Raw genomic sequence first — 24,647 nt, 5'->3', positions numbered from 1 at the left:
TCATTTCTACCCGCTACACCGTTCAAGGATCGAACTCATGACCCAGCGTCCCTCCAGCCGCATTACCCCTTCCGGTTTTTCGCGTTTCAGCGGGTTCGCCTTCATCCCGGTCGTGCCGGCCGTGGTCTGGCTACTCCTGCAATCGACCTCGACGGCCAACCTGCTGGCCTGCGCGGCACTGGTAGCGATCGGCCTGGGTGCCTGTGCCCTGAGCGCGTCCTCACAGCGCAACGCGCTGCAACAAGCGCTGGCACAGGCGCAGGCGGAGCAGTCGAAGGCGCACGCCGACAACGACACGGCCACCCGCGCACAGCTCGACGAAGTCCTGCTCGGCGCCATGCCCATCTGGGCCAAGCAAGTGGAAAGCTCCCGCCAGCAGACCGAAGAAGCCATCGTCAGCCTGGCGGATCGCTTCACCGGAATCGCCTCCCGCCTGCAGGAAACCGTACAGGCGTCGCAGCACGCAGCCGGCGAACTGGACGGGCAGGCTGCCGACGGCGCCCTCGAAGTGCTGGCGCGCAGCGACGGCGAGTTGAGCCAGGTGATCGATTCGCTCAAGACCACGCAAACCAGCCGTGACCAGACCCTGGCCCAGGTGCGCAGCCTGACCGCTTACACCGGCGAACTGCGCACCATGGCCGCCGATGTGGCGGCGATCGCCGCACAGACCAACCTGTTGGCGCTCAACGCGGCCATCGAAGCGGCGCGTGCCGGCGAGGCCGGTCGCGGCTTCGCGGTGGTGGCCGACGCGGTGCGCAGCCTGTCGAGCAAATCCAGCGAAACCGGCCAGCAGATGTCGGCCAAGGTCGACATCATCAACAACGCCATCACCCAACTGGTGCAGGCCGCTTCCAGCAGCGCCGACCAGGACAGCCATTCGGTGAGCGAGTCCGAACAGACCATCCAGGTGGTGCTCGCCCGCTTCCAGAGCATCACCGGGCGCCTGGTGGATTCTGCCGACCTGCTCAGGCAGGAAAGCCACGGCATCCGCGACGAGATGACCGAGGTGCTGGTCAACCTGCAGTTCCAGGACCGGGTCAGCCAGATCCTCAGCCACGTGCGCGACAACATGCACGCCCTGCACGAGCACCTCGTGCAAGCCAGGCAAACCCCCGACCAGCCGCTGGCCATCGACGCCCGGCAATGGCTGGCGCGCATGGAAACCACCTACGCCACCGAGGAGCAACGGCGCCTCCACCATGGCGAGGCGGCGGTGCAACAGCATTCCCAAGACATCACTTTCTTCTAGGAGCCCAGCATGGCGAAGAATGTATTAGTGGTCGACGACTCCAGCAGCGTACGGCAGGTGGTCGGCATCGCGCTGAAAGGCGCCGGTTACGACGTGATCGAGGCCAGCGACGGCAGAGACGCCCTGAACAAGCTGACCGGGCAGAAGGTGCACCTGATCATCAGCGACGTGAACATGCCCAACATGGACGGCATCACCTTCGTCAAGGAGGTGAAGAAGCTGGCCAGCTACAAATTCACGCCGATCATCATGCTGACCACCGAGTCCCAGGCATCGAAGAAGGCCGAAGGCCAGGCCGCGGGCGCCAAGGCCTGGGTGGTCAAGCCGTTCCAGCCGGCGCAGATGCTGGCGGCGGTCTCGAAACTGATCCTGCCCTGACCGCCGGCGCCAGGGAGGCCGACATGCCGCTCACTATCGAAACCCTCGACGACACCGCCCAGGTGGGCGTCGACGGCGAACTCACGATCTACACCGTCGCCGAACTGGCGGGCGCGTTGCTGCCGCAGATCGGCGCGGCGCCGCGCCTGGCGCTGGACCTGTCCCAGGTCACGGAAATGGACGGTGCCGGCCTGCAATGGCTGGCCGTCGTCCAGCGCGAAGCCGGCATCGCCGGCACCGCCTTGCAGGTGACCGGCCAGAGCCAGGCGGTCATGCAGGCGCTCCAACTGTGTCGCAGCGCCGCGCTGTAATCGGCGCCGCTCCGTTCATCGCTCGACAAGGAAAGTCCACGTGGGCATCAATCTCGATCAGGCATTGCAGACCTTCATCGTCGAGGCGCGCGACCTGTTGCAGGCCATGGAGCAATCCCTGCTGCAACTGGAAAGCGACCCGCACGACCAGGATGCCATCGGCGCGATCTTCCGCGCCGCGCATACCATCAAAGGTTCCGCCGGACTGTTCGGCCTCGGCTCGATCGTCGGGTTCACGCACATCGTCGAAGACGTGCTCGACCGCCTGCGCGAAGGCAGCGTGGCGGTGGACGCGGCCTTGATCGCACTGCTGCTCAGGTGCGGCGACCACATGCTGGAACTGATCGATGTGGTCGCCAGCCGCGGCGAGGCACTGACACCGGCGGCGCTGGCGCGCGACGAGGCCTTGCGCGAGGCGCTGAGCGCCTATCAGGCGTTGCGCACCGCCGATGCCGTACCGGCCGTGCTGGCCGACGACGCGCAGGCCGAAGTGCTCTGGCACATTTCCCTGCGCTTCGGCGTGGACGTGTTCCGCAACGGCATGGACCCGCTGTCGTTCCTGCGCTACCTCGAAACCCTGGGGCAGATGGTGCAGGTCACCACCCTGACCGACGCCATCCCCCCCCTGGAACACTGGGACCCGGAAAGCTGCTACCTGGGCTTCGAGATCGACCTGCGCTCGACGGCCAGCCAGGCCACGCTCGTTGAGGTGTTCGACTTCGTGCGCGACGACTGCGAGGTGCACATCCACGCGCTCGACGAAACGCCCGACAGCGGCGTGGCCATTGGCAACGACCTGATCGTCACGCACGCCGAGCAAGATTCAACGCCCACCCCGGCCCAGCGCCTGCCGGCCACCAGTGAGGCGAGAGCCCGCGACGGCAGCTATGTGCGGGTCAACGCCGACAAACTCGATGCGCTGATCAACCTGGTCGGCGAACTGGTGATCGCCAGCGCCGGCGCGAGCCTGCTGGCGCGCTCCTGCGACAACGACCCGCTGCAGGAGGCCACTTCGACAGTGTCGGGGCTGGTGGAGGACATCCTCGACGGCGCACTGCACCTGCGCATGATCCCCATCGGCGACACCTTCAACCGCTTCCGCCGCGTGGTGCGCGACGTCAGCCAGGAACTGGGCAAGGACATCGAGCTGCTCATCGACGGCGCGGATACCGAGCTGGACAAGACCGTGGTGGAAAAGATCGGCGACCCGCTGATGCACCTGCTGCGCAACGCCATGGACCACGGCATCGAAAGCGCCGAGGCGCGCCGTGCGGCAGGCAAGCCGAGCAAGGGTCACCTGAGCCTCAACGCCTACCACGACTCCGGCAGCATCGTCATCGAAATCGCCGACGACGGCGCCGGCCTCAACCGCGAGCGCATCCTGGAAAAGGCCCAGGAGCGCGGGCTGGTGGCGAGCGGGGCGGTGCTCACCGACCAGGAGGTCTACAACCTGATCTTCGAAGCCGGCTTCTCCACCGCCGAGGCCGTCACCAACCTGTCCGGGCGCGGCGTGGGCATGGACGTGGTCAAGCGCAACATCACCTTGTTGCGCGGCACCGTCGACCTCGACAGCCGCCCCGGCCAGGGCACGTTGGTGCGCATCCGCCTGCCGCTGACCCTGGCGATCATCAATGGCTTTTTGGTCGGCATCGACCACTCCACCTACGTGATCCCGCTGGACATGGTCCAGGAGTGCATCGAACTCGACGAACGCCAGCGCCAGGCCGGCCGCGCCCAGGGCTACCTGGACCTGCGCGGCGAGGTGCTGCCCCTGGTGGACCTGCGCGAGCACTTCCACCACGCAGGCCCGGCCGCGCGCCGGCAGAACGTGGTGGTGGTGCGCTATGCCGAGCACAAGGCAGGGCTCGTGGTCGACGACCTGCACGGCGAATTCCAGACCGTGATCAAGCCCCTGGGCAAGCTGTTCGGCGCCCTGCGCGGCATCAGCGGCTCGACCATCCTCGGCAGCGGCGCGGTGGCGCTGATCCTCGACGTACCGGCACTGCTCAACCAACTCATACAACTGGAAGCCCGCACGGCACAGGCGCCTCAGTCGCCGACGCTCTCCGCCCGCTGACGTCTTTGCAATTCCATGGAGGTTCCCCGATGAAATGGTTCTACGATCTTAAAATTTCCACCAAGCTGATCAGCTCGTTCCTCGTGGTCCTGGCGCTGACCGGGGCCATGGGCGCCTTCGCCATCCTTCAGCTGGGCGCCGTCAACCAGGCCGCCCAGGACATCAAGAGCAACTGGATGCCCTCCATGCGGGCCGCGTCGGGGATGCGCTTTTTCGCCGCCAATTACCGTTTGAAAGAGAACCGCCACCTCAGCACCGAGATGGCCGAAGAGAAGGCCCAGGCCGAACGCGAAGCCGCCGAGGCGCGCCAGCAGTTCGAAACCCGCTTGCAGACCTACGAGCAATTGGTGTCGAACGAGGAGGATCGGCAACTGCTGCTCAGCGTGAAAAGCGCATGGGACGACTACATCGCCAGCAGCACACGGGTGTTGGCGCTTTCCCGCCAGAACCAGGAAGCCGAGGCACGCGGTTTGCTCAGGGGTGAAGCCAAGGGGCATTTCGACGAGGTGACCACCCGCCTGCAGAAAATGGTCGAACTCAACGACGCCGGCGCCACCGCCGCAGGTGAGAAAGGCTCGGCGCTGTACGAGCGCGCCCGCGTGTCGATCATCGCGGTGCTGGTCGCCGCGCTGCTGGTCGGCCTGGGCCTGGCGCTGTTCATCGCGCGCATCATTTCCCGCCCGCTGCGCCAAGCCGCGAGCGCCGCCGAGCACCTGGCCGAAGGCAACCTCAACGCGCACATCGAGCCGGGCGGCAAGGACGAAACCGGCATGGTGCTCAACGCCATGCGCAACATGGTCGGCAAGCTGGCGCACATCATCGGCGAAGTGCGCAACGCCGCCGACAACCTCGCCAGCGCCTCCGAGCAGGTCAGCGCCACCGCGCAGTCGATGAGCCAGGCCACCAGCGAGCAGGCCGCCAGCGTCGAGGAGACCAGTGCGTCGGTTGAGCAGATGAGCGCCAGCATCAACCAGAACACCGAAAACGCCAAAGTCACCGACGGCATGGCCAGCAAAGCCGCCAAGGAAGCCACCGAGGGCGGCGAATCGGTGCAGCAGACGGTGGTGGCGATGAAGAAGATCGCCCAGCGCATCAGCATCATCGACGACATCGCCTACCAGACCAACCTGCTCGCGCTCAACGCCGCCATCGAGGCCGCACGGGCCGGCGAGCACGGCAAGGGCTTCGCCGTGGTCGCCGCCGAAGTACGCAAACTGGCCGAACGCAGCCAGGTGGCCGCCCAGGAAATCGGCGAACTGTCGTCGAGCAGCGTGGACATGGCCGAGAAGGCCGGCAGCCTGCTCGACGAAATGGTGCCGTCGATCAACAAGACCTCCGACCTGGTACAGGAAATCAGCGCCGCGTCCGAAGAGCAGGCCGCCGGTGTCGCGCAGATCAACACGGCGATGACCCAGCTCAACCAGGTGACCCAGCAGAACGCCTCCAGCAGCGAAGAGCTGGCGGCCACCGCCGAAGAGATGAGCAGCCAGGCCGAGCAACTGCAACAGGCCATGAGCTTCTTCGTGCTCGATTCGGCGCCCAAGGCCGCCGTTCAAGGCGGCGTGGACAGCCCCGGCAGCACGGCCCACCGGCAACCGCTCCGCAGCAAACCCATGCCGGCGCGCAAGGCGTTCGCCAACACCATGGCCAGCGCGCCGGACGAGTCGGATTTCACCCGCTTCTGATCGCACGGTCGAAGCGGACCTACCAGGGAGAGTAGCGACATGGGCGCAGTAACGACGACGCGGCAGAGCACGGTGACGGTCGACGAGGACGGGCAGTACCTGACCTTCATGCTGGGCGGCGAAATGTTCGCCCTCGGCATTCTGGGCATCAAGGAAATCATCGAATACGGCAGCCTGACCGTGGTGCCGATGATGCCCGCCTTCGTGCGTGGGGTGATCAACCTGCGCGGCGCCGTGGTGCCGGTGGTGGACCTGTCGGCGCGCTTCGGCCGCGCCCACTCGGCGATCACCCGGCGCTCCTGCGTGATCATCCTCGAAGCGAGCAGCGAAGACGGCCAGCCCCAGGACATCGGCCTGCTGGTCGACACGGTCTCGGCCGTGCAGGAGATCCCGGCCACGCAGATCGAACCGCCACCGAGCTTCGGCGCGCGCATCCGCGCCGACTTCATCAGCGGCATGGCCAAGGTCGACGGCAAGTTCGTGATCGTGCTGGCGGTGGACAAGGTGCTGTCCATCGACGAGATGGCCAGCCTCGCCGAGGCCGGCCAGGCGCCGGCCGCCGACCCCGACCCGCGCTGAGGCCCGACCATGCCCAATACCGTTGCCATCGACGACCGCGAGTTCGGCCAGTTCCAGAGCTGGCTGTACCGCGCGGCCGGCATCAACCTGTCGCCGGCCAAGAAGGCCCTGGTGGCCGGGCGCCTGTTCAAGCGCCTCAAGCACTATGAGCTGCAGAGCTATGGCGAGTACTTCAAGCTGATCATGCACGACCAGCGCAAGGGCGAGCTGCAAGTGGCGCTGGACCTGCTGACCACCAACGAAACCTATTTCTTCCGCGAGCCCAAGCACTTCGACTTCCTGCGCCAGCAAGTGCTGCCCCAGGTCGCGCCGGGCCGCACGTTCCGCGTGTGGAGCGCGGCCAGTTCCACCGGCGAGGAGGCCTACAGCCTGGCCATGACCCTGGCCGAAAGCCTCGGGACCACGCCCTGGGAAGTGGTCGGCTCGGACATCAGCTCCCAGGTGCTGGCCAAGGCGCGCACCGGGCATTACTCGATGGAGCGCATCGAGACCCTGCCCAAGCCGCTGCTGGTCAAGTACTGCCTCAAGGGCATCGGGCGGCAGGCGGGCACCGTGCTGATCGACAAGGCCCTGCGCAACCGCGTCAACTTCATCCAGGTCAACCTCAACGAAGCGCTGCCGGCGCTGGGCGAGTTCGACGTGATCTTCCTGCGCAACGTGATGATCTATTTCGATCAGCCGACCAAGCGCCAGGTGGTCGCGCGTCTGCTGCCGCTGCTCAAAGAAGGCGGTTACCTGATCATCAGCCACTCGGAAAGCCTGCACGGGGTCAACGACACCCTGAAGCTGGTGGCCCCCTCGATCTACCGCAAACCATGAAAAAGCCCCTCGGCGCCACCGAAGTGGTCCTGGCCCCCGGCCAAGTCAGTTTCGCCACCCGGCCAACGCGCCTGCGCACCTTGCTCGGCTCCTGCGTGGCGATCACCTTCTGGCACCCGCAACGGCGGATCGGCGGCATGTGCCACTTCATGCTGCCGGGCCGCCCGCGCAAACAGCAGCCCCTCGATGGCCGCTATGCCGACGAAGCCCTCGAACTGCTGCTGCGCCACGCCCAAGCCAACGGCACCCAGGCCCAGGACTACCAGGTCAAGCTGTTCGGCGGCGGCGAGATGTTCCCCGAACTGCACCGCCGCCTGCCGACCCAGGACGTGGCCGGCCAGAACATCCGCGCCGCGCTGGCCCTGACCGAGCGCCACCACCTGCACCTGACGGCCCAGGACATGGGCAGCACCGGCTACCGCACGATCCTGTTCGACCTGTGGAACGGCAACGTCTGGGTGCGGCACCAACCCATGGGGACCCTTCAAGAACATGCCTAGCAAAAAAATCAGTGTGCTGCTGGTCGACGATTCCGCCGTGGTGCGCCAGGTGCTGCAGGCGATTCTCGGCGACACGCCGGACATCCACGTCATGGGTGCGGCGTCCGACCCGCTGTTCGCCATGGACAAAATGGCCCGGGAATGGCCGGACGTGATCGTGCTCGATGTGGAGATGCCGCGCATGGATGGCATCACTTTCCTCAGGAAGATCATGAGCGAGCGGCCGACGCCGGTGATCATCTGTTCGTCGTTGACCCAGAAGGGGGCAGAGACCTCCTTGCAGGCGTTGTCGGCGGGGGCGGTGGAGATCATCACCAAGCCTTCCACTGGGTTGAAGGGGTTTCTGATCGAGTCGGCGGCTGAGTTGGTGGCGGCGGTGCGGGCTGCTGCTAATGCCAACGTTAGGAATCTAGGTAAGCGCAGTGCAAGCCCGGCCCCGGCCCCGGCCACCAAGCTCAGTGCGGATGCGATTCTGCCTGCGGGGAATGGCCATGCCATGGCTCAGACCACTGAGCGTATCGTCGCGATTGGCACTTCCACGGGTGGGACCCAGGCGCTGGAAGCGGTGCTGACGGCGCTGCCGCGGGTGTGCCCGGGGATGGTGATCGTGCAGCACATGCCGGAGAAGTTCACGGCTTCGTTTGCCGAGCGGCTTAACAGCCTGTGCGAGATCGAGGTGCGGGAGGCGCGTAACAATGACCGGATTTTGCCGGGGTTGGCGTTGATTGCGCCTGGGGGGAAGCATTTGATGGTTACGCGCAGTGGGGCGTATTACCACGCGCAGGTGATCGATGGGCCGTTGGTGAATCGGCATCGGCCTTCGGTGGATGTGTTGTTTCGGTCGGTGGCGCGGTTTGCGGGAAGGAATGCGACGGGGATCATCATGACGGGGATGGGGGATGATGGGGCGCGGGGGTTGAAGGAGATGTTGGAGGCGGGGGCGGGGACCGTTGCCCAGGACGAAGCCAGTTGCGTGGTGTTTGGGATGCCTAAGGAAGCCATCAAGCTTAATGCCGCTCAGCGGATCATGGCGTTGGGGGAGATTCATCAGGCGATTTTGTATAAGTGAGGGTGAGGCGTGCAGCTACGTCCCATTTTAGGCTCCAGGCCATCGCGTTGCGAGGCTCCAGGCTATGAGCAGCAGGAACGGGGCGGCGAATTCTGGGCGACAACCATTGGAAATTCGAAACCTGCATGGTCCTACATCTGGCTCTACGGTTTTCTGAATATTTCAAGCAGTCAGAATTATCTTCTTCTCTGTAGTCCATTTCCCAAAGATACTATTTCCCTTCCAAAAGCGTTGTGATGGTCCAACACGCGCTCTAGTCTCGCTGGGTCGTTGCATCACAACGACCGGTTTTGACAGACCGAGCATTGTTGGTCACACGTCGCGCCTCTATGGCGGCTGTACGTGGGGCACCTTGTGTGCGCCGAGTGCCAACAATCTCGGTCTGTCAACCCGCGTATAGCTGCCACCCTTCCGTTTGACAGCGGGGGTGGCAGTTCAACCATTGTTGGAGAAAGAACATGCTCAAGATCGTTCCAGATCCACCGCTTCCCACACCTCTGAAATACCTCTATCGCCTAATACATATGCCTGTTCTAGCCCAAGAGCAAAGCGGGCGGATGGCCTTTTGCACAAAGCGGTTAGCGAGGCAGGGTCGCAGGACATTCAGGCGGCTAAGTGGAGCTTTGATAACGGCCCGATCAATCAGCGTTTATGGCCGTACTGGTAGTGCGTTTATGAATGCTCGGTATCACTTTCGAGTGGAGGAGGGGAATCGCCATGGGCGGTAAGTACACGAGTCAGGATTCGCGTGTTACGCCCGGCATCGCGAAATGTTCGGAGGGCCAGCAGTCGCCCGACTTGTTTCGAGTCGCTCAAGGTATTCCCTTGGACTACGCGCTTGAGCAGGCATGCGTGATGATGGGGTGTGTACAAAGGCTGACCTATGTCGGCGTTATGGAGAAGGATGAAACGCTGGTTTGGGCTGCGCACCTGCTGTCTGGCATGGGGCAGGCGCTTGTGGCAGATGTGAGAATTGCTTTGAGCTATGCAAACGCATAACCGAAGCCTTCGCTGATCTTTGCGGCCGTTTTCGGAGGGGTGCTTTCACACAATGTTGCCCCAAAAACTACTAGGCGAGTGAAGCCCCCAACAAATTCCTGAGCATGGGGGGAGGGCTGTTTCCACGAGCTGAAACGGGAATTGACCCGGAAGGACTTGCGGGGTGCGAGCACAGGCTAAGCCCCGCAATGATCAAAACCTACATCACAGATGATGAGTCTTGCATCGGCTCAGAAGTACCTATCGCCTGCTGAAAATAAGCGGCTGTCTCAGGGTCGGTGCAGTAGAGGTAGCAACCTTTCATGCCCCTCGTCATGAGCGTTCTGTAGGTATTTTTGATGATTGCCTCTGTTTCGCGCTGCGCAAGCTCAGGATTCATCTTGCTTAGCTTTTTGTAGCCCTTGATAGATTTGTCGAAGCGATCTCGCTGTCCCGGATCGGTTACGACTCGCCCATTACGAACGATCAGGTCAGGACCGATAATCACCCCGATGTAATCGACCTCTAGCCCCTGGCAGGTGTGTATGCATCCCACTTGCTCGACTGATTGAGGTGCGACGATCCAAAGGCTACCGTCCTGACTAAGGTTCCACTGACGGCGGTAGTCCCCAATCACTATATCGTCGGCATAAGCGTCTTTCTTGCTGAGCCAAGGCCAGCAGTAGCCTGCGACAACGCGCGCCTTGTTTGCCGAGTTACGGGTTTTGATCGCATCGTGGAGCGCCTGAGGATCGTTGAAAATCTGAAAATCGTAGCTTTCAGGGTTCAGCTGATCATTAGCCGTTTGCCGAATTTGCAGGGCATTATCCAACCAAGCCAAGTACCCGTCAGAGCCGCTGCAGCGAAATTGAGAAGCGAGCGAGTACTCTTCAACGATTGCACCTTTGGCCTGTGCATACCGGCGGATCGTCGCTTTGCTACCGATGTCGGCTAGGGTGACTCGCTGCGCCTCATCGATGAAAAACACCGTGCATTTGGAAGCACCGATCAGTTCTTTAATCTGGTTCTCGCCCAAATTGCCATACAAGCCGCTTTTTTCGTTCAGGCGATGAGCTTCATCCACAATCAGCGCATCGAACAGATTTGGCTCAACATCAATGAACGAGCCGGAACCGGTAAACATGTGTGAGAACTTTGTTCGGGTGAGGGTACCGATCAATTTGGTCTCATAGACTCGCCGAGGTGCAGCGTTTTTCGAGACATATTTGCCTACCAGACCCTTGGCGGTGAGTTTGACCAACAGGTTCAGGGCAAGCACCGTTTTGCCAGTGCCTGGCCCTCCCTCGATGATTAGCACCTTTGGCTGATCCGCCGAAGCTCCTTGGATGGCTGCCAGCGCTGCTTCGTAGACTTCTTTCTGATCGTCGATTAGAACGAATTCAGGATTTCCTTTGAGCAATCCGCTCAGGGCATCGGCTAGGGCTTTAGAGGGCCGAATTCTGCCATTGGCTAGCTCGTATAGGACTGCTTTGTCGTCACCCGAGTGGATGTACTGTTGGATGAAGGATCGGAGCTTGACCAGCTCGTCTTTGCCCTTTAGGAACAGAGGCGCTTTGTCGATGTAGGGCTGGTAGTGGGAAGAGTCAATCACGCCATCGCGGGTGTAATTGTGCAGATACGCGCAAGGTCGGAGTGTGATGCCTTGGGCATAAACCGCTTCGTTGAAACCTTCCAGCAAGGAAGCGTAGGACCATGCCTGGTAAGACGGGTGGACGGTTTCGTTCATGCCTTTGCCAAGCGCTGTGACGACAATGGCATCCTTGTGGGACTGTTTTGAGCTGCTCCACTGCTTCAGCTCGACTAGGACGACATTTTTTTCGCCAGCAGGTCCGTGGCCGGTCAAGGTGAAGTCAATGCGCTTCGAGGACTGAGGGAGGTGCAATTCGATCGCCACGCCGCTATTGGCAGGTATGCCTGGCGCCCTGAGCGCTTTGGCCATGTAGCCCAATGAACCTTTCCAGGAAGCCAGCTCCGAAGGCCCAACGGTTTTGCCTGTTTTAGCGCTGTAGCGAGCGAGGATGATGTCTTCGATATCGTCATTGTCTGTGTCGTAGAGGAACTGCTGCTGGGTTGCTTCGTAGACGATCACTCGGTCTTCCCTGAGTCCGATGTAGGAATGGTCCTATTTTTCGGTGGGTTGACAACTATGTCTAGTTTGTCGAGAGCCGTAGGGAGAAATAACTGACAATCCAGTTGCAGGGTCTGTGAATTCAAGCCAAAAAAAAGACGCCCTAAGGCGTCTTCTTCATCACAGATTTGGTGGAGCCGGGGGGATTTGAACCCCCGTCCGCCAGTACTCCGCTGTCGGTCCTACATGCTTAGCCATCTCAACTGAGTTAATCCGCAGCCGCCCGAGTGGCAGGGTGCTTTGGACGAGCTGGGTAAGTTTTAGTCGCTTTGCCCCCAACGTGCTACACGACGATCCTGTTCTGTATGACAGTCACTTCGGGTTTACAGGCATCCCCTGGTGACTGCTGGAGCCGAAGCTACCAGAAGCAACGGGTCAAGAGGACCGCTTAAGCGGCCAGCTTGTACTCCGCGCCGTAGTTTTCGTCATTGGCAACTATAGAAAGTTGCAACAGTGGATTTACGAGTTCTGTTACCAACTCGGCATGCACCTAGAGTTTCGCGACCGGCGTCGAATCCTAATCGGCCCCACACTCAGCTCTAGCTGACCGCACCTTTCGATGCGAAGGCGCAGTGTACGCCTTTATGCGGGCGACGTCGAATTTTCGTCGAGGCGCCCGCTCTAGCCCGCCCTTAGGCGCCGCCACCGCTGCCGGAAGCGCTGCCGCTGCCTTTTTCGGTTTTGTTCAGTTCGCTCAGGACCTTGGTGGAGATGGTGACGCATTTCTCCTTGTCGCCATTGGTCTGGGCCATTTTCGCTTCTTTGACCTGATCGCCGACCGTCATCTTGGTGGCTTCGGACGCGGTGGTCATGGTGGCCATGGTGTCGTCGATCTTTTGCAGGTTGCCAGCACAGAGGTCTTCGGCGGCGAAGACCGGGGAGGCCAGCAGGGTGGCAGCCGCGAACAGGGCTGAAAGCGCAGTACCTTTCATGGATGTCTCCTTCTGAGGCCTCGGGAAGGTGGGCCTATTGCATGGACTGCGCGGCGATTGCAGGGGTTCCGTGTAAATGCTGGCGTATTCATGGCGAGGGGTGCGGCGGCTTGGGTTGGGTCACGCGGTCCACCAGGTAGACCAGGCTGTGGTAGTCGATGCCGCTGTAGGTGGACAGCCCGATCTCGCAGGTGCGGCTGGTGGAGATGCCTTCGTCGCAGTGCTGCACGGCGTCTTTCAGGCTGCGCAGGGCGTGGGCGTTGAGCTCGGGGGTGGTGAAGCCTTTGTCGCCGGCGAAGCCGCAGCAGTGGATGCCTTCGGGGATCACCACCTGGGTGCTGCAACGGCGGGCGAGGTCGATCAGGGCCTGGCTTTCGCCCAGGTGCTGGGTGCTGCAGGTGACGTGGACGGCGATGGGGGTGTTCTGCGGGGTGAAGGTCAGGCGCTCGAGCAGGTGGGTGCGGATGAAGCGCACCGGGTCGTAGAGGTCGAGGCGGGTGTCGGCCAGGTCTTGGGTCAGGCGCAGGGTGCAGGGGCTGGTGTCGCAGTAGATCGGGTCGAGGCCGCCGCGGCTGGCCAGCAGCAGGGCGGCGAGCAGTTCCTGGCGTTTGTGTTCGGCTTGCTCGGGGTAGCCCTTGGAGGCGAAGGGTTGGCCGCAGCACAGGCTGTCGGCCTGCTCGGGGAAAATCACTTGGTAGCCGGCTTTTTCCAGCAGGGCTTGGGTTTTTTCGATCAGGGACGTTTGCTCGCGGTCGGCGTAGGCGGGGCCCATCACGCGGGACACGCAGGCGGCCAGGTACACCACGCGCGGGCGATCGTCTTTTGCGCTGGGGGCGAAGCTGATCGGGCGCAGGGGTTGCGGCATGGCGGGCGTCCACCTGGGCAGTTTGCCGTGGCTGAGCTGGGTCAGGCGTGTGCTCAGGCGTTGCAGGCGCGGTGCGCCCAGCAGGCGGCGGGCGCCGTTGGCGGTGGCCAGAGTGAGGCGGGCGCCTTTCAGGGTGGTAGTGAAGTGCTCGGCCAGCCAGTGGGCGGTGGTGCTGTGTTGGGCGGCTTGGCTGCGTAGCTTCTTCACCAGTTCGCCGGTGTTGATGCCCACCGGGCAGCGCTGGGCGCACAGGCCGGTGGCGGCGCAGGTGTCGAGGCCCTGGTACTGGAAGTGGTCGAGCAGCTCGCGGGTGCTTTCGCCGGCGCGGCGGCGGGCCTGGATGTCGCGCCACATGACGATGCGCTGGCGTGGGCTGAGGGTCAGGCCTTTGGAGGGGCAGACGGGTTCGCAGAAGCCGCACTCGATGCATTTGTCGACGATGTCGTCGGCGGCGGGCAGGGGTTTCAGATTCTTCAGGTGGATGTCGGGGTCTTCGCTGAGCACCACGTCGGGGTTGAGGATGCCGTTGGGGTCGAGCAGGCGCTTGAGCTGCCACATCAGTTGGTAGGCGTCGTGGCCCCATTCCAGTTCCACGAAGGGCGCCATGTTGCGGCCGGTGCCGTGCTCGGCCTTGAGCGAGCCGCCGAACTCCACGGCCACCAGTTGCGCGACGTCGTCCATGAAGGCTTGGTAGCGCGCCACTTCCGCCTGGCTGTTGAAGCCTTGGGTGAAGACGAAGTGCAGGTTGCCTTCCAGGGCGTGGCCGAAAATGATCGCTTCGTCGTAGTGGTGTTTGTCGAACAGTTGGATCAGGCGGTTCACGCCGTCGGCCAATTGCTCTACGGGGAAAGTGACGTCTTCGATGATCACCGTGGTACCGGTCTGACGCACCGCGCCGACGGCGGGGAAGGTGTCTTTGCGCATTTTCCACAGCTGGTTGTACACGGCTGGGTCTTCGCTGAAGTCGACCCGTTGCTCGACCGGGAAGTGGGCGATGGCGGCCGTTACTTGCGCCAGTTGCTCGTGCAGCAGGCTCTGGCTGGCGGCGCGGGATTCGATCAGCAGGGCGCAGGCGCCGTCCGACAGGCCCGTGACCCATACCGGCATGCCGGGCATGGCCTGCACCGAGCGCAGGCTGCGGCGGTCGAGCAGTTCCACGGCCGAAACCGGTTGCTGCTTGAGCAGCGGCACGGCGCGGCAGCAGGTTTCGACGCTGGGGAACACCACCAGGGCGCTGGCCTTGTGCGGGTGGTCGGGCACGGTGTCGTAGGTCACGGCGCTGATGAAGCCCAGGGTGCCTTCGGAACCGACCAGCAGGTGTTGCAGGATGTCGAGTGGGGCGTCGTAGTCCACCAGGGCGTTGAGCGACAGGCCGGTGGTGTTCTTCAGGCGGTATTTGTGCCGGATGCGTGCGGCGAGTTCGGTGTTGGCGCGGGTTTCCCGGCCGAGGTGGGCGAGGGCGGCGAGCAGCTCGGCGTGGCTGCGCTCGAAGGCGGCGACGCTGGATGGGTCTTCGCTGTCGAGGCTGGTGCCGTCGGCCAGCACCAGGCGCAGGCCGGCGAGGGTGTGGTAGGTGTTCTGCGCGGTGCCGCAGCACATGCCGCTGGCGTTGTTGGCGACGATGCCGCCGATCTTGCAGGCGTTGATCGAGGCTGGGTCCGGGCCGATCTTGCGGCCGTAGGGGGCCAGCCAGGCGTTGGCCTGGGCGCCGATGACGCCGGGTTGCAGGCGGATCTGCGCGCCGTTGTCGCGGATTTCGCGGGCGTTCCAGTGGTCGCCCAGGACGATCAGCACCGAGTCGGTGATGGCCTGGCCGGAGAGGCTGGTGCCGGCGGCGCGGAAAGTGACGGGGACGTGGTCGCGTTGGGCGAGTTGGAGCAGGGCGATGACTTCGGCTTCGGATTCGACGCGGATCACCAGTTGGGGGATGAGGCGGTAGAAGCTGGCGTCGGTGCCGAAGGCCAGGGTGGAGGTGGGGTCGGTGAAGCGGCGGTCGGCGGGTATCAGGGTTGCGGCGTCGCGCAGGAACGAAGCGGGCAGGGTCATACAGTCTCCTCGCGAGCCGCCGCGTCTGGCGCGCGGCGTACCCGGCAAATCAGGCGGTGGGAAGCGGGTGCGTCACGCGTAGGCGCTCTGCACCAGGGAGTCGCGGGTGATGTCAGCGATGGATTTGGCGCCGGTGAGTACCATGGCTACGCGCATCTCTTTTTCGAACAGTTCGAGAAGGTTCTTCACGCCGGCTTCGCCGTGGGTGGCCAGGGCGTAGAGGAAGGCGCGGCCGATCAGCACGCTGTCGGCGCCGAGGGCGATCATCCGTACTACGTCGAGGCCGCTGCGGATGCCGGAGTCGGCGAGGATCTTGATCTGGCCTTTGACCGCGTCGGCGATGGCCGGCAGGGCGCGGGCGGTGGACAGCACGCCGTCGAGCTGGCGGCCGCCGTGGTTGGAGACGACGATGCCGTCGGCGCCGAATTTCACCGCGTCGCGGGCGTCGTCGGGGTCGAGGATGCCCTTGATGATCATCGGGCCGTCCCAGAATTCACGGATCCATTCCAGGTCTTTCCACGAGATCGACGGGTCGAAGTTGTTGCCCAGCCAGCCGATGTAGTCGGCCAGGCCCGTGGGGTTGCCGCGGTAGGTGGAGATGTTGCCGAGATCATGCGGCTTGCCCATCACGCCGACGTCCCAGGCCCATTGGGGGTGGGTCATGGCTTGCAGCATGCGCCGCAGCGGGCCGTGGCGCCCGCTCATGCCGGAATGGGCGTCGCGGTAGCGGGCACCGGGCACGGGCATGTCGACGGTGAACACCAGGGTGCGCACGCCAGCGGCCTTGGCTCGCTCCAGGGCGTTGCGCATGAAGCCGCGGTCCTTGAGCACGTAGAGCTGGAACCACATAGGCCGGTCGATGGCCGGCGCCACTTCTTCGATGGGGCACACCGACACGGTCGACATCGTGAAGGGAATGCCGTGGGCGGCGGCGGCGCGCGCGGCCTGCACTTCGCCGCGGCGGGCGTACATGCCGGTGAGGCCGACCGGGGCGAGGGCGACCGGCATGCTCAAGCGCTCGCCGAACAGGTCGGTGGCCAGGCTCAGTTGCGACATGTCGTTGAGCACGCGCTGGCGCAGGGCGATGCTGGCCAGGTCTTCGACGTTGTGGCGCAGGGTGTGCTCGGCGTAGGCGCCGCCGTCGGCGTAGTGGAACAGGAAGGGCGGCAGCCTGCGTTGGGCGGCGGCGCGGTAGTCGGTGGAGGCGGAAATGATCATGGTGTCTCGCAGCGTGGGTGGAGGCGGTTGCCGGACGCGGGGTGGGCGTGCGGCGCCTTTCACGTCAAAGCGTGTAGGAACAATCGCTGATCCCCTGGCCGATGTGAAGCCTGGACGCTCGGGCAGGCGAGGCGTGCCCGAGCGGTTCGGCGTTGCCATCGAGCCTAGTGATGAACCAGCATCCCAGTCAGCCAATAGGCCTGGACCAGGGTAATCACGCCAACGATGGTGGCGAAGAACAAGCTGTGTTTCACGGTGAAGCGGAACAGGTCCGATTCCTTGCCGACCAGGCCGGTGGCGGCGCAGGCCACGGCGATGGATTGCGGGGAAATCATCTTGCCGGTCACGCCGCCGCTGGTGTTGGCCGCCACCAGCAGGGTGTCGTTGACGCCGATCTGGTGCGCGGTGGTGGCCTGCAGCGAGCTGAACAGGGCGTTGGACGAAGTATCGGAACCGGTCAGGAACACGCCCAGCCAGCCGAGGAACGGCGAGAAGAACGGGAACGCCGCGCCGGTGCCGGCCAGTACCAGAGCCATGGTCGAGGACATGCCGGAGTAGTTGGTGACGAAGGCGAAGGCCAGCACCATGCCGATCGACAGGATCGGCCAGCGCAGCCCCCACAGGGTTTCCTTCAAAGTGGTCAGACCAGTTTTGCAGCTGACCTTGAGCACCCACATGGAAATCAGCGCCGAGAGGAAGATGGCGGTGCCGGTGGCCGAGATCGGGTCGAACTTGAACACGGCCGGCATGGCGCTGGCGGTGGTGACGATGGGCGCGGTCTTGATGACCAGTTGGTCCAGGTGCGGGATGGCGAAGTTGAACACGAAGTCATACATCGCGCCGCCCGGTGCGAACGCGGCCTTGAAGGGCTTCAGTGTCCAGATGGTCACCAGTACGGTGAGGATCAGGAACGGCGACCAGGCCTTGAAGATTTCCCCGAGGCTGTAGGGCGAAGGCTGGCTGCCGCCGCCTTGGGCGAGTACCGCACCGCCCTGGCTCTGGACCATCGAGCGCTTGGGCTGCCAGACCTTGAGGAACAGGGTCAGGGCGATCAGGCTGGCCAGGGCCGAGGTGATGTCGGGCAGTTCCGGGCCGATGAAGTTGGAGGTGAAGTACTGGGTCACGGCGAAGCTCAGGCCGGCTACCAGGGCGGCGGGCCAGGTTTCCTTCACGCCGCGCAGGCCGTCCATCATGAACACCAGCCAGAACGGCACGAACAGCGACAGCAGCGGCAGTTGGCGGCCGGTCATGGCGCCGATGTGGAAGGCGTCGATGCCGGTCACCTGGCCGGCGACGATGATCGGGATGCCCAGCGCGCCGAAGGCCACCGGCGCGGTGTTGGCGATCAGGCACAGGCCGGCGGCGTACAGCGGGTTGAAGCCCAGGCCCACCAGCAGCGCGGCGGTGATCGCCACGGGGGCGCCGAAGCCGGCCGCACCTTCCAGGAACGCGCCGAAGCAGAAGCCGATCAGCAGCACCTGCAGGCGCTGATCGTCGGTGATCGACAGCACCGAGCTGCGGATCACTTCGAACTGGCCGCTCTTGACCGTGAGTTTGTACAGGAACACGGCGGCGACGATGATCCAGGCGATCGGCCACAGGCCGTAGAGGAAGCCATAGCCGGCCGCAGCCAGGGCCATGTCGGCCGGCATGTTGAAGGCGAAGATGGCGATCAGGATCGACAGGCCGAGGGTGATGCTGCCGGCCACATGGCCTTTGAGGCGAAACACCGCCAGGGCCAGGAAGAAGAACACGATGGGTACCACGGCGGCCAGGGCGGAGAGGCCGAGACTGCCCAGTGGGGCATAGAGTTGTTGCCAAGTTTGCATATGGGGAGACCCCTAATTGTTGTTGGTCAGCATTGGCACTGGATAATTGGTAATACCAATTTACAATGGCTGGTCGCTAGGTTAGAAGCCTCGTCCGGGGTGTGTCAATTTGTCCTGGGGCAAACTTTGGTCGAGTGTCGATGGGCGGCGCTGGGTATGGCGGCGGATTTCGTCGTCTGGTGCGTGTCGCGCTGGCCTGGATCGGCGAGAATAGAGCGCTTCGGGAGTCGCCCGAAGTTCGTGGAGAGCATGTGATGGTTTTTGATCAGGTCCGCCAGCGGCGCCTGTCCGACGGTATCGTCGAGCGCTTGGAGGGGATGATTCTCGAAGGCACCCTGACCTCGGGGCAGCGGCTGCCGGCCGAGCGGGCGCTGGCCGAGCAGTTCGGCGTGTCGCGGCCGTCGTTGCGTGAAGCCATTCAGAAGCTGGTGGCCAAAGGGCTGCTGGTCAGCCGCCAGGGTGGCGGCAACTATGTAGCGGAGGCCTTGGGTTCGACCTTCAGCGACCCGTTGCTGCAACTGCTCGAGCGCAACGGCGATGCCCAGCGCGACTTGCTGGAGTTTCGCCATACGCTGGAAGCGTCATGCGCCTTCTATGCCGCGCAGCGGGCGACCGAGCCGGATAGGGCGCGGCTCACGGCGGCGTTCGACGTATTGCAGGACTGCTACAGCCGGGCGGGTGACGTCAGTCGGGCCGAGGAAGGCGTGGCGGATGCGAGTTTCCATCTGGCGATTGCCGAAGCCAGCCATAACGCGGTGCTGCTGCACACCATTCGCGGGCTGTTCGACCTGCTCAAGCGCAACGTGGTGACCAACATCGGCGGCATGTACCAGCAGCGTGCGGAAACGCGCGACATGCTCATCGGTCAGCACCGGGAACTGTACAAGGCGATCATGGAGGGGCGTGCGGAGGATGCGCGGGAAGTGTCGAGCCGACACATTCTCTACGTTCAGGAAGTGCTGGCCGAAGCCCAGCAAGAGGCGCAGCGGGTAGCGCGGGCCGAGCGGCGTAGCGGCCATTGAGCGTCCGCTCACCCTGGGGTGAGCGGGGGCAGGGTCAGAGGTCCTTGCCCTTGCTGCGCACGGCGCGCTGGATCTCGCGGTTGGAGTCGCGCTCGCGCAGGGTGTCGCGCTTGTCGAACTCCTTCTTGCCCTTGCCCAAGGCGATTTCGCACTTGATCAGGTGCTTGCTCCAGAACAGCGCCAGGGCCACGCAGGTGTAACCCTTCTGCGCCACGGCCGATTCCAGGCGCTCGAGCTCGCGCTTGTTCAGCAGCAGCTTGCGCGTGCGCATCGGGTCGGCGATGACGTGGGTGCTGGCGGTGGTCAGCGGCGTGATGTGGCTGCCGAACAACCAGGCTTCGCCATCCTTGAGCAGCACGTAGCTGTCTACCAGGTGCGCCTTGCCGGCGCGCAGACTTTTCACTTCCCAACCGGACAGGACCAATCCGGCCTCGAACTTGTGTTCGATGAAGTAATCGTGGCGCGCTTTCTTGTTCTGCGCGATGGTCCCTGTCGGATGTTTCTTTTGTTTAGCCATAGGGGCGGCATTATAGGGATTCGTTACGCTGGCGGCTACGGGATTTGGGTGTGCTTGAGCCTGTGGATTGAATGCCGGACAATGGGCCATCCTCGTCCTTGAACAGGACCAGTTTCCGATGCGCCTCGAGGCGCTACCGCCCCGCTCTGGAAGTGATGCCTGGATGACTACCCATATTCAACGCTCCGCCCTGCTGCCGTACCCCGCGCAGATGCTGTACGACTTGGTCAACGACGTCGCCAGCTACCCGCAATTCCTGCCGTGGTGTTCGTCCACCACGGTGCTCGAAGCCAGCGAAACCCAGATGCGCGCCAAGCTCGAGGTGGCCAAGGGTGGCATCAGCCAGCACCTGGTCACGCGCAATACGCTGGTGCCGGGGCAGTCGATCGAGATGAACCTGGAAGAAGGCCCGTTCAGCCAGTTGCACGGCGTCTGGACGTTCAAGCCGCTAGGCGACAAAGCCTGCAAGATCAGCTTGGACCTGTCGTTCGATTACGCCGGTTCTCTGGTGCGCGCGACCCTGGGGCCGCTGTTCAATCAGGCTGCCAACACGCTGGTCGACGCGTTCTGCGAAAGGGCCAAACAACTCGCGTCCTGATTGGCGCGCGTACGGGTCGAACAGGCACAAAAAAGCCCGGGGTTGAACGCCCGGGCTTTTTCGTTGCACACCTGTTATGGCGAGGTTTCCAGCGGAGCTGGGACCGGCACGGGCGTGGTTTCGATGCTATCGATTTCGCGCTGGATGGACTCTTCGGTGGAGCCTGGCGCAGCGGGTTTGTCGACCGGTTGCTGCACGGGCGCTTCGCCCGAGCCTTCCTGCGGCACCACAGTGGTGTCGCTGCCGCCGCCGAGGATTTCCTGGTCGCGGCTGACGCCTGGCATGAAGTCGCCGGCGAGGTTGACCAACTGATCGTTTTCGTTGAAGAAGACGCTCATGCGTTCCTGCTGGCGCTTGCCACCGCCAGGTTGAAGGCTATAGAGGTAATCCCAGCGATTGGTGTTGAACGTGTCCTGCAACAGGGGGTTGCCCATGATAAACCGCACTTGCCGTCGGGTCATTCCCGGACGCAATTGGTCTATCATGTCCTGCGTGACGACATTGCCCTGCTGGATGTCGATTTTGTAAACCCCGGGAAACGAGCAACCGGCGAGTGCGAGCAGTCCCACAAGGGTGAGGCTGTTTAGCAAGAGCTTGGTGTTTTGCATCGGTGGGCGACTTCCACTATCTTGGCTGGACAACGTAAACCCCGATCATACCCGTATTAAGAGAAGCTGCGAAGCAGCATCGGCGAGAAAGCTGACCATGGTTGAAAATAGCGAACTACGCAAAGCCGGGCTCAAGGTGACCCTACCTCGAGTGAAGATTCTTCAGATGCTCGATTCTACCGAGCAACGTCACATGAGTGCCGAGGACGTCTACAAGGCGCTGATGGAGGCTGGCGAGGATGTCGGTCTGGCCACCGTGTATCGCGTTCTGACCCAGTTCGAAGCAGCGGGTCTGGTGGTTCGCCACAACTTCGACGGCGGTCATGCGGTATTCGAGCTGTCCGATGGCGGCCACCACGACCACATGGTCAACGTGGAAACCAGCGAAGTGATCGAGTTCATGGATGCCGAGATCGAACGCCGTCAGAAAGAGATCGTGGCCGAACACGGCTTCGAGCTGGTGGACCATAACCTGGTCCTGTATGTGCGCAAGAAGAAGTAACGGACTGCGGCACTGAAGAAACAAGGCGACCCTCGGGTTAATGCCTGTCAGTTAACCCGAAATAGTGTTCATTGGGGCTGCTTTGCAGCCCATCGCGGCTGAAGCCGCTCCTACAGGATTGCGCCAATTCTGTGGGAGCGGCTTCAGCCGCGATGGGCCGTAAAGCGGCCCCAATTGGTTAACTGACAAGCATTAACCCTCGGGTCGCCTTGTTCGTTTGCGGCTGTTGAAAAATGGTTTCAGCTTTTGCTGGTCACGACCATTTTGCGCGCATGGGCCAGGGACTCCTTGGTCAGGTCGATGCCGCCGAGCATCCGCGCCACTTCCTCGACCCGCTCACGTTTGCCCAAATGGGACACGGCGGTGTGGGTGGTGTCGCTGTTGCGCACCTTGTGCACGAACAGGTGGTGATGGCCCTGCGCCGCGACCTGCGGCAGGTGGGTCACGGTCAGCACCTGGCCGCGATCGCCCAGCCGGCGCAGCAACTGGCCGACGATTTCTGCGGTAGGGCCGCCGATGCCGACGTCGACTTCGTCGAACACCAAGGTGGGGATGCGTGAGGTCTGCGCCGTGATCACCTGGATCGCCAGGCTGATGCGCGACAGTTCGCCGCCCGAGGCGACCTTGGCCAGGGCCTTGAGCGGCTGGCCGGGGTTGGCGCTGACCAGCAGTTCGATCTGCTCCAGGCCGTAGGGCGACAGTTCCTGCCCGCCGAGCGGCTGCAACATGATCTGGAAGCGCCCGCCGGGCATTCCCAGGCGCTGGATTTCCTGTTCCACCGCCTGGGCGAGTTCGACCGCGGCTTTATTGCGCAGCGCGCTCAAGGCGCCTGCCTTCTCTTTATAGTGTTTGGCGTAGGCCGCCAGCTCCTCGCCCAACTGCTCCAGGGATTCGTCGCTGGCATTGAGGCCTTCGAGCTCCTGTAGCAGGCGCTGCTGCAATTGCGGCAGCTCGGTGGGGTGCACGCGGTGTTTGCGGGCCAGGGTATAGATGGTGTCGAGGCGTTCTTCGAGCGCTTGCAGGCGGGCAGGGTCGGCGTCGAAGTTGTCGAGGAAGCGATTGAGTTCGCCGACTGCTTCTTCGATCTGGATCTGCGCGCTGGCCAGCAGGTTGACGGACTCGTTCAGCGCCTTCGGTGCGTCGGCCACCGCGCCCAGGCGGTTGAGGCTGCCGGTCAGGGCGCTGAGCACGTTGCCCGAGTCATTCTCGCTGCACTGGTCGATGACCTGCCGGCAGATGCCGAACAGCGCCTCGGCGTTGGTCAGGTTCTTGTGTTCCTGCTCGATCTGCTCGAGTTCGTTTTCGCCCAGCCCCAGATTGTCGAGCTCTTCGAGCTGATAGCTGAGCAGTTGCTGGCGGGCCCGTTGTTCGTCGCCGGAATTGGACAGGCGTTCGAGCTCTAGGCGGGTCTGCTTCCAGCGCTGCGAGGCCAGTTGCACCTGGCGCGCCAGGTCGACGGCGCCGGCGTACTCGTCCACCAGACGGCGGTGGGTGTCGGCCTTGAGCAGGGACTGGTGTTCATGCTGGCTGTGGATGTCGATCAGCAGTTCGCCCAGCGCTTTCAGGTCGCCCAGCGTGCAAGGCGTGCCGTTGATGTAGCCGCGGCTGCGACCTTCGGCGGTGATCACCCGGCGCATGATGCACGGGCCGTCGATGTTCAGGTCGCGCTCGGCCAGCCAGGCGGCGGCTTCGGGGATGTCGACCAGGTCGAAGGTGGCAAGGATGTCCGCCTTGTCGGCACCGGGGCGCACCACGCCGTTGTCGGTGCGGTCGCCCAGGGCCAGGCCGAGGGCGTCGAGCATGATGGATTTGCCGGCACCGGTCTCGCCAGTGATCACGGACATGCCGCGGGCAAGCTCGAGGTCGAGGTGTTCGACGATGGCGTAGTTGTGGATCGACAGGTGCACCAGCATGGGGGCCGCTCCCAAAGGTTCAGGTCTGTTTATTTATACAGTGTTCCTGCGCAGGCTGACAATGCCCTCGTGATGCCGGGCGATTTGCGGCTTGTCGAACACGGCGCCCCTTGAAGCTGGTTTTTCCAGCCCCATATAGCTTGTCAGACCCCGCGAGCCTGGCTCGCCGACCCTTTATTGCTCAGGAGAGATTCCATGGCTGACGAACAGTTGGATGAAAAAGACCTCAACGCTGAAGACACCGGCGCAACCGACCTGGCTGCCCGTGTACAGACGCTCGAGGAGCAACTGGCCGCCGCTCAGGATCAATCGCTGCGCGCCACCGCCGACCTGCAGAACGTGCGCCGCCGCGCCGATCAGGATGTCGAAAAGGCCCACAAATTCGCTGTGGAAAAATTCGCTGGCGACATGCTGCCGGTGATCGACAGCCTGGAGCTGGCCCTGGCCCACTCCAACGCCGACGACGAGCACGTCAAGCAGATCCGCGAAGGCGTCGAGCTGACCCTGAAGATGTTCCAGGACACCCTCAAGCGCCACCACCTCGAAGCGGTGGATCCGCACGGCCAGCCGTTCAACGCCGAGCACCACCAGGCCATGGCCATGCAGGAAAGCGCCAACGTCGAGCCCAACAGCGTGGTCAACGTGTTCCAGAAGGGCTACCTGCTCAACGGCCGTCTGCTGCGCCCCGCCATGGTGGTGGTCAGCAAGGCGCCGAGCGCGCCGCAACCTTCGATCGATGAAAAGGCTTGAAATCCTTTTGGGCGTCCCCATCTAGGTGTCAAGCACTCAAGTATTTCCGCAGT

At 63.3% G+C, this 24,647-nt stretch carries 22 protein-coding genes and 1 other RNA gene; 14 read left to right on the top strand and 9 right to left on the bottom strand.

The genetic code is table 11. From position 1 onward, the window contains the following. The first annotated feature begins 37 nt into the window (after window positions 1-37). The 10 genes from AA0Z93_RS04165 (at window position 38) to AA0Z93_RS04120 (ending at window position 9,666) form a co-directional block, all read left to right on the top strand. Window positions 38-1,249: a methyl-accepting chemotaxis protein gene (locus tag AA0Z93_RS04165; protein ID WP_413398563.1), complete on the top strand. Its 1,212-nt coding sequence runs from the start codon at window positions 38-40 to the stop codon at window positions 1,247-1,249. 9 nt (window positions 1,250-1,258) lie between these two features. After that, entirely contained in the window at window positions 1,259-1,627 is a 369-nt protein-coding gene (locus tag AA0Z93_RS04160) for a response regulator (RefSeq protein WP_413046269.1), read from the top strand. 23 nt (window positions 1,628-1,650) lie between these two features. Continuing rightward, a complete protein-coding gene (locus tag AA0Z93_RS04155; protein ID WP_413046270.1) occupies window positions 1,651-1,938 on the top strand; it encodes a lipid asymmetry maintenance protein MlaB in 288 nt (95 codons plus the stop codon). Between the two features lie 40 nt (window positions 1,939-1,978). After that, window positions 1,979-4,015, top strand: a complete 2,037-nt coding sequence (locus tag AA0Z93_RS04150; protein WP_413046271.1) for a chemotaxis protein CheA — start codon at window positions 1,979-1,981, stop codon at window positions 4,013-4,015. A gap of 29 nt (window positions 4,016-4,044) precedes the next feature. Next, window positions 4,045-5,700: a methyl-accepting chemotaxis protein gene (locus tag AA0Z93_RS04145; protein WP_413046272.1), complete on the top strand. Its 1,656-nt coding sequence runs from the start codon at window positions 4,045-4,047 to the stop codon at window positions 5,698-5,700. Window positions 5,701-5,739: 39 nt separating this feature from the next. Continuing rightward, on the top strand, window positions 5,740-6,279 hold the full coding sequence (locus tag AA0Z93_RS04140; protein ID WP_413046273.1) for a chemotaxis protein CheW: 540 nt from the start codon (window positions 5,740-5,742) through the stop codon (window positions 6,277-6,279). Between the two features lie 9 nt (window positions 6,280-6,288). Next, entirely contained in the window at window positions 6,289-7,098 is an 810-nt protein-coding gene (locus tag AA0Z93_RS04135) for a CheR family methyltransferase (RefSeq protein ID WP_413046274.1), read from the top strand. Then, window positions 7,095-7,598 carry a chemoreceptor glutamine deamidase CheD gene (gene cheD, locus AA0Z93_RS04130; protein WP_413046275.1) on the top strand — a complete coding sequence of 168 codons (504 nt, stop codon included), beginning with the start codon at window positions 7,095-7,097 and terminating at the stop codon, window positions 7,596-7,598. Before AA0Z93_RS04135 ends, cheD begins: the two co-directional genes overlap by 4 nt. Further along, window positions 7,591-8,667, top strand: coding sequence for a protein-glutamate methylesterase/protein-glutamine glutaminase (locus tag AA0Z93_RS04125; protein ID WP_413046276.1), 1,077 nt, complete (start codon window positions 7,591-7,593; stop codon window positions 8,665-8,667). The genes cheD and AA0Z93_RS04125 overlap by 8 nt, the downstream gene beginning before the upstream one ends. Window positions 8,668-9,384: 717 nt before the next feature. Then, complete coding sequence (locus tag AA0Z93_RS04120; protein WP_413046277.1) at window positions 9,385-9,666, top strand: DUF3077 domain-containing protein; 282 nt, start codon at window positions 9,385-9,387, stop codon at window positions 9,664-9,666. A gap of 199 nt (window positions 9,667-9,865) precedes the next feature. Here the strand turns inward: AA0Z93_RS04120 and AA0Z93_RS04115 are convergent, their stop codons facing one another. From AA0Z93_RS04115 to AA0Z93_RS04090, 6 genes are all read right to left on the bottom strand, one after another. Continuing rightward, window positions 9,866-11,755 carry a DNA/RNA helicase domain-containing protein gene (locus AA0Z93_RS04115; protein WP_413046278.1) on the bottom strand — a complete coding sequence of 630 codons (1,890 nt, stop codon included), beginning with the start codon at window positions 11,753-11,755 and terminating at the stop codon, window positions 9,866-9,868. A gap of 168 nt (window positions 11,756-11,923) precedes the next feature. Further along, window positions 11,924-12,323, bottom strand: a transfer-messenger RNA (tmRNA) gene (ssrA, locus tag AA0Z93_RS04110). Between the two features lie 103 nt (window positions 12,324-12,426). Further along, window positions 12,427-12,726, bottom strand: a complete 300-nt coding sequence (locus AA0Z93_RS04105; RefSeq protein ID WP_313740624.1) for a hypothetical protein — start codon at window positions 12,724-12,726, stop codon at window positions 12,427-12,429. 88 nt (window positions 12,727-12,814) lie between these two features. Beyond that, window positions 12,815-15,637, bottom strand: a complete 2,823-nt coding sequence (locus AA0Z93_RS04100) for an FAD-binding and (Fe-S)-binding domain-containing protein (RefSeq protein WP_413046279.1) — start codon at window positions 15,635-15,637, stop codon at window positions 12,815-12,817. Between the two features lie 72 nt (window positions 15,638-15,709). Beyond that, window positions 15,710-16,855, bottom strand: a complete 1,146-nt coding sequence (gene lldD / locus AA0Z93_RS04095; RefSeq protein WP_413046280.1) for an FMN-dependent L-lactate dehydrogenase LldD — start codon at window positions 16,853-16,855, stop codon at window positions 15,710-15,712. A gap of 164 nt (window positions 16,856-17,019) precedes the next feature. Beyond that, window positions 17,020-18,684, bottom strand: coding sequence for a lactate permease LctP family transporter (locus AA0Z93_RS04090; protein ID WP_413046281.1), 1,665 nt, complete (start codon window positions 18,682-18,684; stop codon window positions 17,020-17,022). A gap of 254 nt (window positions 18,685-18,938) precedes the next feature. Between AA0Z93_RS04090 and AA0Z93_RS04085 the strand changes: the two genes are divergently transcribed. Beyond that, window positions 18,939-19,706: an FCD domain-containing protein gene (locus tag AA0Z93_RS04085; protein ID WP_413046282.1), complete on the top strand. Its 768-nt coding sequence runs from the start codon at window positions 18,939-18,941 to the stop codon at window positions 19,704-19,706. 34 nt (window positions 19,707-19,740) lie between these two features. On the opposite strand, the gene smpB is transcribed toward AA0Z93_RS04085, so the two are convergent. Next, window positions 19,741-20,223, bottom strand: coding sequence for an SsrA-binding protein SmpB (gene smpB / locus AA0Z93_RS04080; protein WP_296265867.1), 483 nt, complete (start codon window positions 20,221-20,223; stop codon window positions 19,741-19,743). Window positions 20,224-20,386: 163 nt separating this feature from the next. Between smpB and AA0Z93_RS04075 the strand changes: the two genes are divergently transcribed. Further along, complete coding sequence (locus AA0Z93_RS04075; protein WP_413046283.1) at window positions 20,387-20,821, top strand: type II toxin-antitoxin system RatA family toxin; 435 nt, start codon at window positions 20,387-20,389, stop codon at window positions 20,819-20,821. Window positions 20,822-20,895: 74 nt separating this feature from the next. Here AA0Z93_RS04075 and AA0Z93_RS04070 read toward each other — a convergent pair whose 3' ends face one another. Beyond that, window positions 20,896-21,429: an outer membrane protein assembly factor BamE gene (locus AA0Z93_RS04070; RefSeq protein WP_413048353.1), complete on the bottom strand. Its 534-nt coding sequence runs from the start codon at window positions 21,427-21,429 to the stop codon at window positions 20,896-20,898. A gap of 97 nt (window positions 21,430-21,526) precedes the next feature. Between AA0Z93_RS04070 and fur the strand changes: the two genes are divergently transcribed. Then, complete coding sequence (gene fur, locus AA0Z93_RS04065; protein WP_296265860.1) at window positions 21,527-21,931, top strand: ferric iron uptake transcriptional regulator; 405 nt, start codon at window positions 21,527-21,529, stop codon at window positions 21,929-21,931. 239 nt (window positions 21,932-22,170) lie between these two features. On the opposite strand, the gene recN is transcribed toward fur, so the two are convergent. Continuing rightward, the gene (gene recN / locus AA0Z93_RS04060; RefSeq protein ID WP_413046284.1) at window positions 22,171-23,844 is read right to left on the bottom strand and encodes a DNA repair protein RecN; all 1,674 of its coding nucleotides are present in this window, start codon (window positions 23,842-23,844) and stop codon (window positions 22,171-22,173) included. Between the two features lie 195 nt (window positions 23,845-24,039). On the opposite strand from recN, the gene grpE reads away from it, so the two are divergent. Continuing rightward, window positions 24,040-24,594, top strand: coding sequence for a nucleotide exchange factor GrpE (grpE, locus tag AA0Z93_RS04055; RefSeq protein WP_413046285.1), 555 nt, complete (start codon window positions 24,040-24,042; stop codon window positions 24,592-24,594). Window positions 24,595-24,647: the final 53 nt, after the last annotated feature.

Origin of the sequence: Pseudomonas phoenicis (genome assembly GCF_047302395.1) — a bacterium.
GTDB lineage: Bacteria > Pseudomonadota > Gammaproteobacteria > Pseudomonadales > Pseudomonadaceae > Aquipseudomonas.
The sequence above is the reverse complement of the archived record's forward strand: the minus strand, read 5'-3'. Positions and strand labels throughout refer to the sequence as shown.